We start from the raw sequence: 15,419 nt of genomic DNA on the forward strand, positions 1-15,419 counted from the left end.
GGGGTGGGCCAACACGGACCGACGCAGAAGTACCCGGTCTCCGGGTCCGCGAGGGCGGCGTCCACCTCCTCGGGTGTGTGGGTGGAGCGGCCGATGACGGGGCGGGGACCGATGATCTCCCGGGCGAACGGCACCGGCAGGTCGCCCTGCCCCAGGTGCAGCACGTCGGCGCCGGCGGCGCGGGCGACGTCCGCCCGGTCGTTGACCGCGAGCAGGCGCCCGTGACGCCGGCAGGCGTCGGCGAACACCTCCAGGAGTTGCAGCTCCTCCCCGGCCTCCAGGGACTTGTCCCGAAGCTGCACGATGTCCACGCCGGCGGCCAGGACGGCGTCGAGGAAGTCGGGCAGGTCCCCCCGCCCGGCGCGGGCGTCGGTGCACAGGTACAGGCGGGCGTCGCCGATCCCGCCGAGCCCGGGACCGGCCGGCTTCCCCGCCGGCGCGCCCCGGTGTTCCGACCAGTCGGTCATGCCACTCCCCCGCGTTCGCTTCGGTCATACCGGTTCACAACAGATGCACAACACATCACGATGGGTCACGTCGGGTCACGTCGGGACCCACTCGGTCGCCCGGCCGCACCCGACCGGGAGCGGCCTCCGGTCGGTCGCATCACCCGTCCCGGACCGTTCGGGAGGACCGGGGTGGTGCCGGTCCGACCGGACGTGCCGGACCCGCCCGGCCGGACCGGACGTTCCGGTGCGGTCGGGCGGGTCCGTGCCGATCATCCGTGGTGCCACTCCGGTGATGATCCCGGGGGCGGCACCACGGCGGGCAGCGGGGTGGGGCGGTCCCTCGACCGACGGCACCCCGCCCCGCCTCACACGGCGAGCGCCTGCGCGCGGCGCTTCACCTCGGTGCCGCGGTTCTCCCGCAGCGCCGTGGCGGGAGTGCCGGGCAGGCTGTCATCGGGGGTGAACAGCCATTCCAGCATCTCCTCGTCGGTGAAGCCGTCGTCCCTCAGCAGGGTGAGGGTGCCGGTGAGGCCCTTAACGATGCGGTCGGCTGCGATGAAATCGGCCGGGACGTGCAGGGCGCGGTTCTCGCCCCGACGAACGGCGATGAGCTGGCCTTCCTTGACCCACTGTCGGACCCGGGTCACCTCCACGTCGAGTCGCTCGGCGATCTCGGGGAGGTTGAGCCAGGACGGGATGAGCGCGTCAATTCGAGGATCGATCTCGGTCACCCCTCCAGCCTGCCATCCCGGACCGACACCCGTCACCGGGATACCGCCGGCCGGGCGTTTCGGGCGGTGCTTCCACAGGGGCACGAACGGGCCCCAGGGGGGTGGGCGGCCGTTCAGCCCGCCCGGACGGCCGCCTTCAGCGGGACCCCGGGGTCGGCGGCACGATCGGGGTCCACCGGCGTGCGGCGTTCCACGGCCCGGCGGGCCTGCGCCAGGTCACGGGGGCGATCCACGGTGAGGACGGCGGTGGGCACGTCCCGTTCGTCCAGCCACAGGACCGTCCGGGTCGGGTCGGCCGGATCGCCCCGGTACAGGAGTCGGTCCCCGGGGCCCGGCGCTCCCACCCACTGGAGCATGCGGCCGAATTGTTCGGACCAGAAGTACGGCACGGGGTCGTGTTCGACCGGCTCACCGAGCACCCCCGCCGCGACCGTGGCGGCGGCCCGCAGCGCGTCGTCCCAGTGCTGCACCGCCATGCGTCGGCCGTAGCGGGCCGAGGGGTGGGCGGCGCAGTCCCCGGCGGCCCAGATGTCCGGCAGGCCCGCGCGCAGGGCGCTGTCGACGGTGACGGTGCCGTCCTCTCCCAGGGGGAGGCCGGAGCCGGCGGTCCACGCCGTCGCGGCGCGGGCCCCGATGCCCACCAGGACGGCTCCGGCGGCGACCGCGGTGCCGTCGGCGAGCACCACACCGTCCGGCCCGATCCCGGTCACCCGGGCGTCGGTCCGCAGGTCCGCGCCGATCTCCGCGTACCACGCCCGCATGGGGGCGGCGACCTCGGCGGGAAGGGTTCCGGCCAGCGGCTGCGACCCGGCCTCCAGGACGGTGACCGGGCACCCGGCGCGGCGGGCCGCCGTGGCGACCTCCGCCCCGATCCACCCGGCCCCGATGATCGCCAGTGAGCGACGCGCCTCGAGCACGGCGCGCAGCGCGCGGGCGTCCTCCACGGTGCGCAGGGTGTGGACATCCCCACTCCCCGGGGCGCCGCCGGCCGGGCCGGGAAGCGGGAGGGGATCGGCTCCGGTGGCGAGGACCAGCCGGTCCCACGGCAGCGGGCCCGCCCCGGTGTCCACCTCCCGGTCGGCCGGGCGCAGTCCGACGGCGCGCCGTCCGGTGAGAACGGTGACGCCGGCGGCGGCGAGATCCGCGGTGGGCACGAGTGGCTCGTCGCCCTCCGCCTCCCCGAGGAGGACGGCCTTGGACAGCGGCGGACGGTCGTACGGCTCATGGGGCTCGGCGCCGAGAAGGGTGATCGGGCCCTCGTGGCCGCGTTCACGCAGTTCGACGGCGGTGCGGACGCCCGCCAGTCCGCCCCCGACGATCAGGACCCGCGTCCCGGTGGCTGTGCCCCGGCGCGGTGTGCTCGACCCGTGATCCCGTTGTTCGCTCACCCGGCTCAGCCTAGGACGCGACGGGGTCCGTCCCCCCGGGGCGGTTCCTCCACCACGCTGCTTCCGGAGCCGGGGCCGGATTCCCAGCGCCATGTCTCGTGGATTCGCACCCGGCCGTCGGGCAGGGCCTCCAGTCGGCCGACGCAGTGCCCGGAGGCGGTGGTGCCGTCGGCGCGCAACTGCACGTAGCGGAAGTCGAGTCGATCGCCGGAGCGGGTGCCGACGAGGTGTCCGTGCACGATGTCGCCCCCCTCGTAGCGCGCCCACACCCGGCCGTCCCGCTCGTGGTAGCGGAACCGGGTGTCGGTGCCGACCTGCCCGGCGGCCCGGGCGGCGACGGGCACCAGGGTTCGCCCGTCGAGGGAGCCGACGGCGGGTTCCGGCGTCGTTCCGGACGCCCGGGCGGTGGGTGGGGTGGACACGGCGGCCTCCTCGGTCCGTCCCGTCCCGCGCGCCAACGGGAAAAGCCCCGGCGGCCCGCCCCCGGGGCGGGCGTACTACGCTGATGACCGTAGAGCACCCGCGGGAGTCCGGACGCACCGGGCTGAGAGGGGGGCTGGCCGGCCCCCGACCGTACGCACCTGATCCGGGTCATGCCGGCGAAGGGAGGAGCAGTCCTCGTGACGAGCTTTCGGCCGCCGCGCCCCGGGGTCCCGGGTGCCGGTGACGGCGTCCGCGCCGGCACGCCCGACGTCCTGGTGATCGGTGGCGGGATCATCGGCCTGGTGGTGGCCTGGCGGGCCGCCGAACGGGGCCTGCGGGTGACGGTGGTGGACCCCGAACCCGGTGGGGGGGCGGCCCGGGTGGCAGCCGGCATGTTGGCGGCCGTCACCGAACTCCACCACGGCGAGGAGGAGTTGCTGGAACTCAACCTGGCCTCCTCGGCCCGGTGGCCCGCCTTCGCGGACGAGTTGGCCGACGCGGCCGGCGTCGGTGACGGTTCCGCCCTCGGTTACCGGCGCTGCGGCACCCTGGCGGTGGCCCTGGACGCGGACGACCGTGCCGAACTGCGCGACCTGCACGCCCTGCAGACCCGCTGCGGTCTGCAGGCCCGGTGGTTGACCGGGCGGGAGTGCCGCCGGCTGGAGCCGATGCTGGCCCCGGGCGTGCGCGGCGGGCTGCGGGTGGAGGACGACCATCAGGTCGACCCCCGACCGGTGGTGGACGCGCTGCTGATCGCGGCCGAACGGGCCGGGGTGGTGTTCGTGCGGCGGGAGGCGCGCGGCGTGTGGAGCCGTTCCGGACGGGTGGGCGGCGCGGTGCTGGCCGACGGCGCCCGGCTGGCCGCCGGCCGGGTGGTGGTGGCGGCCGGCAGCCGCGGCGGACGCCTGGAGGGGCTTCCGGAGGAGGCGCGTCCACCGGTGCGCCCGGTCAAGGGGCAGGTGCTGCGGCTGCGGATGCCGACCGGGATCCCGTTCCTCTCCCGCACGGTGCGGGCGGTGGTCCGCGGATCGCACGTGTACCTGGTGCCCCGGGAGTCCGGTGAGTTGGTCATCGGCGCGACCTCCGAGGAACAGGGCTGGGACACCACGGTGACCGCCGGAGGGGTCTACGAACTCCTGCGCGACGCGCACGAGCTGGTGCCCGGGCTGACGGAGCTGCCGCTGGTGGAGGCGGTGGCCGGGCTGCGCCCCGGCACGCCGGACAACGCGCCGTTGCTCGGGGGGACCGGGACGCCCGGGCTGCTGATCGCCGGCGGCCACCACCGCAACGGCGTCCTGCTGGCGCCGATCACCGGGGACCTGATGGCGGAGTACCTGACCACCGGGACGATGCCGGAGCGGGGCCGCCCCTTCTCGCCGGAACGGTTCGCGCCCGTGGGGGCGGGCGTGCCGGGGGGCCCGGGCGCGAGCCGCGTCCCGCACCCGATCGAGGAGGTTTTGTGAACGACCGTCCCGAACCGCCGGTGACCGTCTCGCTGAACGGGGAGCCGCGATCCCTGCCGGCCGGCAGCACACTCGCCGGGGCCGTCGCCGCGATCCTCCCCGGCGGGGAGACGTCCGGCCGCGGGGTGGCCGCGGCGCTGAACGAGAACGTGGTGCCGCGCACCGCGTGGGAGCGGACCCCGTTGGGGGAGGGCGACCGCGTGGAGGTGCTGACCGCGGTGCAGGGAGGGTGATCCGCGTGAACCGTGAACCGACCGGGTCGAGGACCGTGTCCGGGGACGCCCCCGGCACCCACCCCGGGGCGGACGCCGCCCCGGTGACGGAGCCACTGGTGCTGGGCGAACACCGCTTCGGCTCCCGGCTGATCATGGGGACCGGCGGCGCGCCCAGCCTGAAGGTGCTGCGCGAGGCGCTGTCGGCCTCCGGTACGGAGCTGACCACCGTGGCGATGCGGCGGGTGAACGCCTCGGTGCACGGTTCTGTGCTGTCGGTGCTGGAGGAACTGGGCATCGCGGTGCTGCCGAACACCGCCGGGTGTTTCACCGCGGGGGAGGCGGTGCTGACCGCCCGACTGGCGCGCGAGGCCCTGGGCACCGATCTGGTGAAGCTCGAGGTCATCGCCGACGAGCGCACCCTGTTGCCGGACCCGGTGGAGACGCTGGAGGCCGCCGAGACCCTGGTGGAGGAGGGGTTCACCGTCCTGCCGTACACCAACGACGACCCGGTGCTGGCGCGCCGTCTGGAGGAGGCGGGGTGCGCGGCGGTGATGCCGCTGGGTTCCCCCATCGGTTCGGGTCTGGGCATCCGCAACCCGCACAACTTCCGGTTGATCCGGGAACGGGTGGGGGTGCCGGTGATCCTGGACGCGGGCGCCGGCACCGCCTCGGACGCCGCGCTGGCCATGGAGTTGGGGTGCGACGGCGTGATGCTGGCCTCCGCGGTCACCCGGGCGCAGCGGCCGGTCGCGATGGCCCGGGCCATGCGCCTGGCGGTGGAGGCGGGGTTCCTGGCCGCCGGCGCGGGACGGATCCCGCGTCGGTTCTTCGCCGAGGCGTCCTCGCCGATGGACGGTCGGGCCGATCTCGATCCCGAGCGGCCCGCGTTCGGCGACTGACCGGCGCCCGAGGGCTCCCGCTCCGGCCGGGGCGGATGGGTATACCATCCGACGGTCATCGGTCGGATGGTCTCCCCCCGGTTCCCGGTTGCCGGGCGTCTCCGGGCCTCCGACCCGACGCCCGATCGACACGACGTCGCCGGGGCGGGGGCGGCTCCCGGGATCTCCCCGTGCCCCGGCCGTGCCGTCGCTTCGGTACCGATCCCGTGACCACCGCCGCCGGGCCGTCGGAAGTGCCGCGCCGTCCGGGGGGCGACGGCGCCTCTCCCCGGCCCGCGCCGCTCCGTTCCCCGGCCGTCCGGGGAGGCCCCGCCCCGGAGGAACCCCCGTCGTGACCACCACCCCACCGGCGTCCACGTCGCCCGACGGATCGAACGCGCCGGGCGGAACCGGGCCCTCCCCCGCCGGCGGAGCCGCCCCCTGCGGTGAGCCGTGGACCGCCCCGGGTGCCGGTGCCGGGGCCCCGTTCCGGGGCTCGGTGTCCGTGGTGTCCGGATCATCGGGAGCCGGGGACACCCCGGCAGCGGTGGTCTCCTCGGCACCGGCGGTGCCGTTCCCACCGGCCTCGGCGTCGGCGTCGGTGGCCGGGGCGGCGGCACCGGTGCTCCACCCCGCCCCGTCCGTGCCGGCCTCCAGGTTCAACAGCAGCACCGCCCGGCGGCTGACCCCCTCGACAACGGCGTGCGGCAGCCACCCCTCGCGCACCAGCTCCGCCGCGCCGCGGCCCCCGGAGAGCTCCCGGGCCAGGTCGGCGGGGTCCGGTCGGTCCGCCGGGTCCTTGGCCAGGCAGCGCGTCACCGGCTCGCGCAGGGCCTCGGGAACGGCGGCCAGGTCCGGTTCCCCGTGCACCATGCGGTAGAGCAGTTGGGCCGCGCCCTCGGCCACGAACGGCGGCCGGCCCCCGGAGGCCAGCGCGAGAACGGCACCGAGCGCGAAGACATCGGTGGCCGGGCCCACCTCCTCGCCGAGGATCTGCTCCGGGGACATGTAGCCGGGTGAGCCGACGGACATGCCGGTGTCGGTGATCGCGCCGCCCTCGACATCGGTGCCGACATCGGTGGCCCGGGCGATGCCGAAGTCGATCAGCCGGGGACCGTCCAGGGTCAGCAGCACGTTGGAGGGCTTGATGTCGCGGTGCACCAGGCCCAGCGCGTGGACGGCGGCCAGCGCCTCGGCGGTGCCGGCGCCCAGGGCGCGCACGGAGTGGAGCGGAAGCGGGCCCGTCCCGTCCACGGTGCGCTGGAGGTCGGGGCCGGCGACGTAGCCGGTGGCGACCCAGGGCACCTCGGCCCCGGGGTCGGCGTCCAGGACGGGCGCGGTCCAGGCCCCGCCGACCCGTCGGGCGGCGGCGACCTCGCGGGCGAAACGGGCGCGGAAGGAGGGGTCCCGGGCGAAACGGGCGTGCACGGCCTTGACCGCGACCGTCCGACCACCGGGGCTGCGCCCCAGGTAGACGACGCCCATGCCCCCGCTGCCCAGCCGACGCAGCAGGCGGTACCCGCCCATCCGCCGGGGATCCCCCGCCGACAGCGGTTCCATGCCGCGCCCCCTCTTCCGCGTGTGTCCGCTCTTCCGTGTGTGTCCGCGCTTCCGCGTGTGTCCGCGCGGTCACTCCCTCGGACGGGCCCGACGCCTCCCGGCCCGCTTCCGGTGGTCCCGTGACCCCCTGCCCGGGATCAGCCTACGAGCCGGCCCCGAGGGGCCCCTCGGGGCCGAGGAGCGCGATCCGCTCCCCCGCCGGTTGCCCGGTGCGACGCGCGAACTCGGCGATGCCCGCGAGCTGGCGTTCACCGAGGCGGAAGTCGAGAGTGGTGAAGTACCGCTCCAGAACCTCGGCGTCGAAGGCCTCCCAGCGGGCGGCCTGCTCGGCCACCTTGCCCACCTCGGCGAGGGAGAGGTCGCGGGAGGCGAGGAAGGCCCGGTGGACGGTCCGGGTGGTCCCGGGCTCACGGTCCAGGTACTCGCGGCGCACCGCCCACAGGGCGAAGACGAACGGCAGCCCGGTCCACTCGTGCCACATGCGGCCGAGGTCGTGGACCTCCAGCCCGAGGCGGGGGGCGTCGTGCAGGGAGGCGCGCAGAGCGGCGTCGCCGATCAGGACGGCCGCCTCGGCCTCCTGCATCATCGTGCCCAGGTCGGGGGGACAGGTGTAGTACTCCGGGGTGACCCCGAAGCGCTCGGTGAGCAACAGACGGGCGAGGCGCACGGAGGTGCGTGAGGTGGAACCGAGCGCCACCCGCGCCCCGTCGAGTCGGTCGAGCGGGCGCTGGGAAACGATCACGCAGGACATCACCGGACCGTCGCAACCGACGGCTATGTCGGGCAGGGCGACCAGGTCGTCGGCGTACCGCAGGTACTCCACGAGCGTCACCGGACCGATGTCCAGATCACCGCGCACCAGCCGCTCGCTGAGTTTCTCCGGCGTGTCCTTGGTCAGCTCCAGGTCGAGGAGATAACCGGTGCGGGCCAGTCCCCAGTAGAGCGGCAGACAGTTGAGGAACTGGATGTGTCCCACGCGGGGACGGGACGGGAGGTGTGAGGACACGTCTGCGAGGGTACGCCTGCATCCGTGAGCGCCGGGTGGCGGGTGAGGCGTCTCGTCCGGAGACGATCTCGCCCCTTCCCGGGGTACACACAGCGTGCTAGGCTCATCTCAAGTTGCAGTTTGGTTTCCCTTGCAGTACGAGCCTGCGGAGCATGTGACCGCAGGCTTTCGTCGTTTTCAGGCTTCATCGAAGGTTCTGGAGCAGGGCGACCCCGTAGGGCCCAAGGAGGGCTTGTATGGCTACCGGAACCGTCAAGTGGTTCAACGCCGAAAAGGGCTTCGGCTTCATTGCCCAGGACGGCGGCGGTCCCGACGTCTTCGTCCACTACTCCGCGATCAACGCGAGCGGCTTCCGCTCGCTGGAGGAGAACCAGCAGGTGACCTTCGACGTCACGCAGGGCCCGAAGGGTCCGCAGGCGGAGAACGTCAGCCCCAGCTGACTCCGTGCGGGTTGATCGCCCGCTTCGGCACCAAGGGGGAGCCCCCGCCATCGGCGGGGGCTCCTTCTTTTCCGACCTCTCGGGTTTACCGACTTCCCCCACCGGCTTCACCCCGGGTTTCCCGCGAGCGGCCACGGGTGGCGTCTCCGGAATGGTGGGGGAACGTTCCGCTTCCGTTCACCCGGCCTCCGAAGCACTCCCGGAAATGGAAAACCGGAAAGACCGGCGTAAACCGCCCCGGCCGCGTTCGGAGGACGACCCGGACGACTTTTTCGGTCGCTTCCGGTTCCCCGCGCGAGCCGGGTGAACGGTCGGGAAAACCCACCGGCTTTTCGGATGATCTTCTTCCCGCCGTCCGGTGAAGGCACCGGCAGCGCTCAATGGCAGTCCCAGTGCTCCCCGTGGGCCGCGTGCCGGTGTCCGTGGTGGAGGTAGTCCAGGTGGTCGCCGTGGCGCACGGCCTCGTGACCGCACCCCTCGCCGTGCCGGTGGTCGTCGTGGTCGACGTGCTCGGCGTGACCCTCGGGTTCGCACTCGTCCCAGTGGCCCTCGTGCTCACGGTGCAGGTGGCCGTCGTGGGCGAAGTCCAGATGATCGCCGTGCGGCACCGGTTGGTGTCCGCAACCGGGACCGTGCTCGTGGGCGTGGTCGGTGTGCTCGCGGTGGGGTGTCGCGGTGGTCATGGGTCGCCTCCCGGGGATCCGGGTTCGTCGGTCCGGCCCGCGACGGGGACGGATCGGACGGCCGTGCGACGACCGCCGGGACCCGGCCGGCGCCCCGGGCGATGACATGTCTCACTTCCGATGATAGGCACGTTTCGCCCGGCAAGACCGTTTCGCCCCGGGGTCGGAGCCGGGACCCGCAATGACCGAGGGAGATCCTCGACGCGGACCCCGGTCACCCCGAGACCTCCACCGCAACGCCGTGCTCGCACCGCGGTGGCCGCGGGACCACCCCCGCCTCGCACGACTCGTCAGGGACGGGGAAATGTCCGCGCGGACCGCCCCGGACCCGCGTCCGGTGTCCTCCCGGGCGCGGCGGCGGCGGGTCCCGTGGTGGTCGGACCACACCGCCCGGGGCATGTGCCCGGGGAAAGAACGGATGACATCCGCTCCGGCGAGGCACTTGGTGACCCGGGTGGAGGAAAAGAGAGGTGATCCGATGACCATATGAAGAATCGGACAGGTGATCGGTGCACCTTCCGTGGAGATGGGGGCGGAGCCGAAGCTTGAGGGCGCGAAGTTCGCGGTGTCAGGGCGTGGCTGTCAGGAGGGAAAGCCATGACGGTAGTGAGAAGCGAACTGAGACCGGACCGGGGGGCGGGGAGACATTTCGGCGAAATACGGCGTGAGCTGCTGGAGGCGTTGTGCGGCGCCTTCTCGCGGCGGGACCAGCGGCGCAAGGCCGAGCAGTACGTGCACGGTCTGCTGGTCACCGGCGGCCGGAAAACGTTTCGGAACATCGCGGCGGGGTTGGGGGGTAGTGCGGTGGAGCAGAGCCTTCAGCATTTCGTCACCAGCTCCACCTGGCACTGGATGCCGGTCCGGGAGGCGTTGGCCTCCCGACTGGAGCGGCTGGCGGCGCCGAGGGCCCACGTGGTGCGATTGGTGACCATCCCCAAGACCGGAGAGCACTCGGTCGGAGTCGGACACACCACCGATCCGAACACCGGTCAGGCATTCCACGGTCAGTACGCGTTCGGCGTATGGCAGGCGTCGGAGCGGATGAGCTCACCGGTGGACTGGAGGTTGTTCCTGCCCCCCGCATGGGCGCAGGACCCGGCGCGGATGCGTCGCGCCGGGGTACCGGCCGGCCTGGCTCCGGAGACGACGCCGGAGGAGTGCGCCGTGGCCGCGGTGCTCGACTCCGACCTCGGATGGCGGATGGCACTGCGACCGGTGGTGATGGATCTGCCCGTCTCACAGGTCGCCTCGGTGATGCGCCGCTTCACCGGTGCCGGGGTCTCGGCGATCGTGCGGGTGGAGAGGAAGACCTCGTTCACGGTGGCGGATCCGACGGTGCCCGGCCACCGCGGCGGGGCCATGACGGCGGGGGAGATCATGGCCTCGGTGCGAGGGCTGCGGGTACGTGCGGGGCAATGGGACCGGCACGGCCCGGCGGCATCCCGGCCTCCCCTGGTGACCATGGTCCGGGTGCGCCCCTCCTGCCGCGTGCGGAACGGGCCCGGGACGGGCGGCGAGGTGCTGTTGTTCGGCGAGTGGTCCGGTCGGCAGGAGGCTCCGACCTCCCTGTGGGCCACCAACATGCCGACCGCCCGCCCCGATTCGTTGCTGCGCATCACCGGACTGACGCAGCAGGTGGACGAGGGGCTGTCGCGGGTGGCGGAGGACGTGGGGTTGCAGGACTTCGAGGGCCGGTCATTTCCCGGGTGGCATCGGCATGTGACACTCGCGTCGGCCGCCTATGCCATCCGGGTGCTCACGGGCTCCCACCATCAGGCGGCTCAACCCACCGGCCTGCCCGCGTGAGAGGGCTCCGGTGAGTCGCCCGGGGCGGCGGTCCGTCGCTGCCCCAGGACAGCCCTGGTGCGCAGCAGGCGCAACGCCAACTGGAGCTCCAGGGTGCGGGCGGGCTCCTGCCAGTCGGGTCCGAGCAGACCGGTGAGTCGTTCCAATCTGCGGGAGACGGTGTTGGGGTGCACGTGCAGGACCTTCGCGGCCCGGGTCGGACTGGCCCCGGCCGCGAAGTACGCCTCCAGGGTGCGCACCAGCCCGGCGTCACGCTGCTCGTCGTGCCGCAGGACCGAGCCGAGGACGGAACCTATGTAAGCGGTGACATCGTGGCCATCGGAGAGCAGCAGGCCCACGAACCCGAGATCCCGTGCCGCCGCGTGACCGCCCCGGCCACCGAGGGCGATCAGGGCGTCCAGGCAGCGCCGGGCCTCGTCGTACACCTCGCGGATGGCCGCCAGGTCCTGCGCCGGGCCGGCCGCGCCCACCGTCAGGGGTCCGCTGAGCAGCGGGGAGAGTTCACGGTGGATACCGGCCGCGGCGTCCGCGGCGTCCTCGCGGGGCAACAGCAGCACGACGCAGTCCCCGTGGAGCGCTCCGAGCCCGGACTCCCGGTAGGCGTGGGAGGCCGCCCAGACGGCGGCCTGGCCCCGGTCGGCGTCCACGGGTCGGACGACGACCACCGAATAACGCCGGTCGGGGTCGATGCCCAGCCGGCGGGCGCGGTCCGCGGTTCGGCACGGGGAGCGCGGGGGGTCGGAGAGCAGTTCGTCGAGGAACTCCTCGCGCAGCGGCCCCGCCGCCATGGCGGTGTTCCGTCGCAGCAACAACACCAGGCCGGCGGTCCGGCCGGCGAAGACGAGGAACCGTACATCCCCCTCGGTGAGCGGTTGGTCGGTGCATAACAGCAGGCCCCCCGGCTCCTCCCCCCCGGCCACGGCGGGAGCCACCCACAACCGGTCATCGATCCGGACGGGGGCGCCGGTGTCGATGGCGCTCAACAACGCCTTGACCGCCATCGCCTCCTCCACCTCGGCGAGCACCCCCGCATCGCCTGCCAGCGCCTTCCCATCGGTGCCGTACATCACCACGGAACCCCCCAGGGCCTCCGCCGTTCGCCGGGCGACCTCGGCGATGTCGCCTCCGTCGAGCACCAGCGCGTTGAGCTTGTCCCGCGCCTCGACCAAGCAGGCCAGCCGGGCGGTGGTGACCCGCTCCGAATCGTGTGCCAGCTCCCGGCGGACGAGTTCCGTCCTGGTCCGTTCCAGCAACCGGGACCTCTCGAAGGCGACAGCGGCGAGATCGGCGAGCGAACGCGTCAAGCTGACCTCATCGGGGGTGAAGTGCCGCAGTTTGCGATCGGCGCAGTAGAGAATCCCGAGGGTGACTTCGTCGTGGGTCAGGGGAACCGCCAGAACAGCGCGGAGCCCCTCGGCCCGGACGACCCGGTCGAGCTGCTCGGAGTGCGGGAAGGAATCGTCGCCCGGGTAGTCGGCGGTCCACCACGGCGCCCGCCTGCCCCGGGGGGCCTCCCCGATGCCATATCCCTCATCGATCTGCAGGTCGACGGTGAGCATGGTGGTCTCTCCGTCGGATGAGTGGACGTAGGAGCCGCTCTCCGGCTTGCGGAGGGTGATGAAGGCCATGTCGAGACCCAGCAGTCGGCGGGCACGTCGGGTGATGACACCCAGCAGAGCCTCCGGATCGTCCGGGACGATCATGTCCCGCGCGGTGTCCACCAATGAGGCCATCGCCGCCTCCCGGCGACGACCCGACTCGGCTGCGGCCTGCACGGTCAGCCCCAGTTGAACCGCGCGTTCCAACCGGGCCGGCCCCGCTTCCGACAACATCCGGCCGCGTGCGCCGCGCATCAAATCGTCGAAGCTGCTGCGGGGGGCTTCCCGGGCGAGCAACTCGAGCACCGTGAGCGGCTCCGCCTCGGCGGAGTTTCCGTATCCCATCAGACGTGATCTCCCAGCCATGGCGGTCTCGATCATCCGGGTGACGACAGAAACCCGGTGGCGCCGAGCGTTGTGGCGACCGGTACCCGTGAGTGCGCGAGCACCACCGCACACACGTCGGGTGGCACCGGATCACCTCCCCGTGACCACGACAGCTGGTTACCGTAACAGCGGCCGCACCTCACGTGAAGAACGGGTCGGGGAGGACCACCCGAATCCGCTACGGGGCGGGGGGGGCGGTCACAGCGCTCTCCTCGGCCGCCTCGATGCCGGCCAGCACGGCGTCCAGCAGACCGGGAAAGCGGGCCTGCAGGTCCTCCCTCCGCAGGGAGAGCAGCAGTTCCCGACCGGAGGGCCGCTGCCAGATCAGGCCGCCCTCGCGCAGCACCCGCCAGTGGTGGGTGAGGGTGGACTTGGAGACATTCTCGAGCAGGCTGCCGCACGGGTACTCGGCGCCGTCGGCCAGTGCGCGAACCACCTGCAACCGCATGGGGTTGGCCAGCGCGGCGAAGAAGTTCTCGAGCGTGATCTGGTCCCGGGAGGGGTGGTTGACGGCCATGCCCTCAAAAGTAACTCGCCTGTACGCGAATAGTCGAACACTCATACCCGGTTCCCGGGCCCGCTCGGCGTTCTCCCAGCCGGGAGCCCCGCAGACCTGACATAGCCTCGCCGCCCCGGTTGACCGCCCACTCGACACGGTACGACAATCCATGGACACTCGACTGTACGTATTTACCAATACTGTCGACCAGTACGTGCCTCTCCCCCACCACCGATCCGGAAGGTGCCCCGCACCCATGTCAGCCACTGCCTCCCCCCCGGCGTCGAACACGGCGCCCATCCGCCTGGGCTGGGCACTCGCCGTGCTCGCCTTCGCCCAGCTGATCATTTCGCTGGACTTCAACATCGTCTATGTGGCGCTGCCGGAGATCGGCTCCGAACTCGGCTTCTCCGAACAGTCCCTGCAGTGGGTGGTCAGCGCCTACGCGGTGGCCTTCGGCGGCTTCCTGCTCCTCGGCGGACGGTGTTCCGACCTGCTGGGCCGGCGGAACATGTTCATCCTCGCCCTGGCGCTGTACGCGCTCTCCTCGCTGGTGGGGGGGTTCGCCACCAACCCCGGGACCATCGTCGCCGTACGGGCCGTCCAGGGACTCGGCGGCGCGCTGCTCTTCCCCGCCACCCTCTCCCTGATCAACACCCTGTTCGCGGAGGGCGCGCCACGCAACCGGGCCCTCGCCATCTGGGGCGGCGCCGGAGCCAGTGGTCTGACCCTGGGCTCCCTCCTCGGCGGCGTCCTCACCAGCGCCTTCGGCTGGGCCGCGGTCTTCTTCGTCAACGTCCCGCTGGCCGGGATCGTGCTGCTGGTCGCGCTGAGCGTCATCCCCCGCGACCGCAGGACGGGTGAGCGCCGCAGCTTCGACCTGCCCGGCGCCCTCACCGCCACAGCCGGGGTCACCCTGCTGGTGTACGTGCTGGTCCAGGGGCCCGAGAGCGGCTGGGTCTCCACCCGGATGTTGGTCCTCGCGGTGGCCGCCGTCGTCCTCCTGGCGCTGTTCACGGTGATCGAGTCCCGCAGCAAGGACCCGCTGATGCCGCTGCGCCTGTTCCGCAACCGCAGCCTCGCCGCGGGCATGTCCATCACCTTCATCTTCATGGGCACCTTCAGCGCCCTGCCGTACTTCCTGACCATCCTTTTCCAGAACGTGCACGGCTTCAGCGCCCTCCAGACCGGCATGGCCTTCCTGGTGCCCTCGCTCTCCATCGCGGCCGGCACCCAGATCGGCGAGCGGATGGCCACCCGCACCGCCACCCGCACCACCCTGTTGGCCGGCCTCCTCATCGGTGCCGTGGGTACGGCCGTACTCGCCCTCGGGATCTCCGCGGACGGGGGCTACGGCGCGGTGGTGCCGGGGCTGATCATCTCCGGCATCGGGCAGGGCATCACCTGGACCGGCATGTGGATCGCCGCCGCCTCCGGCGTCGACCCGCGGGAGCAGGGCATCGCCTCCGGCATGGCTTCCACCACCCAGCAGGTCGGCGGTGCCGTGGGCCTCGCCATCCTGATCGCCGTGGCCAACTCCGGGATCCACGGTCTGTCGGGTGACCGGTTGAATCTCGCGATGGCCGACGGCACCCGAACCGCCGTCTACATCGCGGCGGCCGGCATCGTGCTCGGCGCCCTGGTCGCCCTGACCCTCCCACGCAGGCCGACCACGCCCCCGGCCGCCGATCCGGTCATCACCGGGGGGCCCGACCGGCTCTCCCGGGACGACCGGGACCCCCTGGAGGCGACCTCCGCCCCGGAGGCCCTGGGGGAGGGCTCCCGCGCCGGCACGTAATCGCCGGTCGATCCCCGAGGAGCGCGAAGGGGGAGGGGCACCCATCCGTGCCGCCCCCTTCGCGCCCCTGTGCTTCGTGCCCCTCCCTCTCCCAC

14 protein-coding genes, 1 pseudogene and 1 riboswitch are annotated in these 15,419 nt (G+C 73.0%); of the genes and pseudogenes, 6 read left to right on the plus strand and 9 right to left on the minus strand.

Features of this window, described 5'->3' with window-relative positions:
• From FNQ90_RS02200 to FNQ90_RS02215, 4 genes are all read right to left on the minus strand, one after another.
• A partial coding sequence (locus tag FNQ90_RS02200; protein WP_182604690.1) for a thiamine phosphate synthase occupies window positions 1-467 on the minus strand: 467 nt, incomplete at its 3' end.
• Between the two features lie 347 nt (window positions 468-814).
• The gene (locus FNQ90_RS02205) at window positions 815-1,180 is read right to left on the minus strand and encodes a helix-turn-helix domain-containing protein (protein ID WP_182604691.1); all 366 of its coding nucleotides are present in this window, start codon (window positions 1,178-1,180) and stop codon (window positions 815-817) included.
• A gap of 113 nt (window positions 1,181-1,293) precedes the next feature.
• Window positions 1,294-2,568, minus strand: coding sequence for an NAD(P)/FAD-dependent oxidoreductase (locus FNQ90_RS02210; protein ID WP_323379737.1), 1,275 nt, complete (start codon window positions 2,566-2,568; stop codon window positions 1,294-1,296).
• A gap of 5 nt (window positions 2,569-2,573) precedes the next feature.
• Entirely contained in the window at window positions 2,574-2,990 is a 417-nt protein-coding gene (locus FNQ90_RS02215) for a hypothetical protein (protein WP_182604693.1), read from the minus strand.
• A gap of 90 nt (window positions 2,991-3,080) precedes the next feature.
• Window positions 3,081-3,193: riboswitch (TPP riboswitch) on the plus strand.
• On the opposite strand from FNQ90_RS02215, the gene thiO reads away from it, so the two are divergent.
• The 3 genes from thiO to FNQ90_RS02230 all read left to right on the plus strand — a co-directional run bounded on the left by thiO (window position 3,162) and on the right by FNQ90_RS02230 (window position 5,568).
• Window positions 3,162-4,454, plus strand: coding sequence for a glycine oxidase ThiO (gene thiO / locus FNQ90_RS02220; RefSeq protein ID WP_182604694.1), 1,293 nt, complete (start codon window positions 3,162-3,164; stop codon window positions 4,452-4,454). It overlaps the preceding riboswitch by 32 nt.
• Window positions 4,451-4,687, plus strand: coding sequence for a sulfur carrier protein ThiS (gene thiS, locus FNQ90_RS02225; protein WP_323379738.1), 237 nt, complete (start codon window positions 4,451-4,453; stop codon window positions 4,685-4,687). The genes thiO and thiS overlap by 4 nt, the downstream gene beginning before the upstream one ends.
• A gap of 83 nt (window positions 4,688-4,770) precedes the next feature.
• A complete protein-coding gene (locus FNQ90_RS02230; RefSeq protein WP_323379739.1) occupies window positions 4,771-5,568 on the plus strand; it encodes a thiazole synthase in 798 nt (265 codons plus the stop codon).
• 792 nt (window positions 5,569-6,360) lie between these two features.
• Here the strand turns inward: FNQ90_RS02230 and FNQ90_RS02235 are convergent.
• Both FNQ90_RS02235 and FNQ90_RS02240 read right to left on the minus strand, forming a co-directional pair.
• A pseudogene (locus FNQ90_RS02235) lies at window positions 6,361-7,107 on the minus strand (serine/threonine-protein kinase); the annotation flags it as partial.
• A gap of 142 nt (window positions 7,108-7,249) precedes the next feature.
• The gene (locus FNQ90_RS02240; protein ID WP_143622762.1) at window positions 7,250-8,113 is read right to left on the minus strand and encodes a menaquinone biosynthetic enzyme MqnA/MqnD family protein; all 864 of its coding nucleotides are present in this window, start codon (window positions 8,111-8,113) and stop codon (window positions 7,250-7,252) included.
• Window positions 8,114-8,349: 236 nt separating this feature from the next.
• On the opposite strand from FNQ90_RS02240, the gene FNQ90_RS02245 reads away from it, so the two are divergent.
• A complete protein-coding gene (locus FNQ90_RS02245) occupies window positions 8,350-8,553 on the plus strand; it encodes a cold-shock protein (protein WP_143622759.1) in 204 nt (67 codons plus the stop codon).
• Window positions 8,554-8,930: 377 nt separating this feature from the next.
• Here FNQ90_RS02245 and FNQ90_RS02250 read toward each other — a convergent pair whose 3' ends face one another.
• The gene (locus FNQ90_RS02250; RefSeq protein ID WP_143622757.1) at window positions 8,931-9,236 is read right to left on the minus strand and encodes a hypothetical protein; all 306 of its coding nucleotides are present in this window, start codon (window positions 9,234-9,236) and stop codon (window positions 8,931-8,933) included.
• 597 nt (window positions 9,237-9,833) lie between these two features.
• Between FNQ90_RS02250 and FNQ90_RS02255 the strand changes: the two genes are divergently transcribed.
• Window positions 9,834-11,042 carry an IS701 family transposase gene (locus FNQ90_RS02255; RefSeq protein ID WP_182604695.1) on the plus strand — a complete coding sequence of 403 codons (1,209 nt, stop codon included), beginning with the start codon at window positions 9,834-9,836 and terminating at the stop codon, window positions 11,040-11,042.
• Here the strand turns inward: FNQ90_RS02255 and FNQ90_RS02260 are convergent.
• Window positions 11,018-12,985, minus strand: coding sequence for a helix-turn-helix domain-containing protein (locus tag FNQ90_RS02260; protein ID WP_182604696.1), 1,968 nt, complete (start codon window positions 12,983-12,985; stop codon window positions 11,018-11,020). The genes FNQ90_RS02255 and FNQ90_RS02260 overlap by 25 nt on opposite strands.
• A gap of 220 nt (window positions 12,986-13,205) precedes the next feature.
• Window positions 13,206-13,544, minus strand: coding sequence for an ArsR/SmtB family transcription factor (locus FNQ90_RS02265; RefSeq protein WP_182604697.1), 339 nt, complete (start codon window positions 13,542-13,544; stop codon window positions 13,206-13,208).
• Window positions 13,545-13,782: 238 nt separating this feature from the next.
• Here FNQ90_RS02265 and FNQ90_RS02270 point away from each other — a divergent pair, with 238 nt between their 5' ends.
• Window positions 13,783-15,324: an MFS transporter gene (locus tag FNQ90_RS02270; RefSeq protein WP_182604698.1), complete on the plus strand. Its 1,542-nt coding sequence runs from the start codon at window positions 13,783-13,785 to the stop codon at window positions 15,322-15,324.
• Window positions 15,325-15,419 lie beyond the last annotated feature (95 nt).

The sequence above is a fragment of the Streptomyces alkaliphilus genome, from assembly GCF_014141535.1.
GTDB lineage: Bacteria > Actinomycetota > Actinomycetes > Streptomycetales > Streptomycetaceae > Streptomyces > Streptomyces alkaliphilus.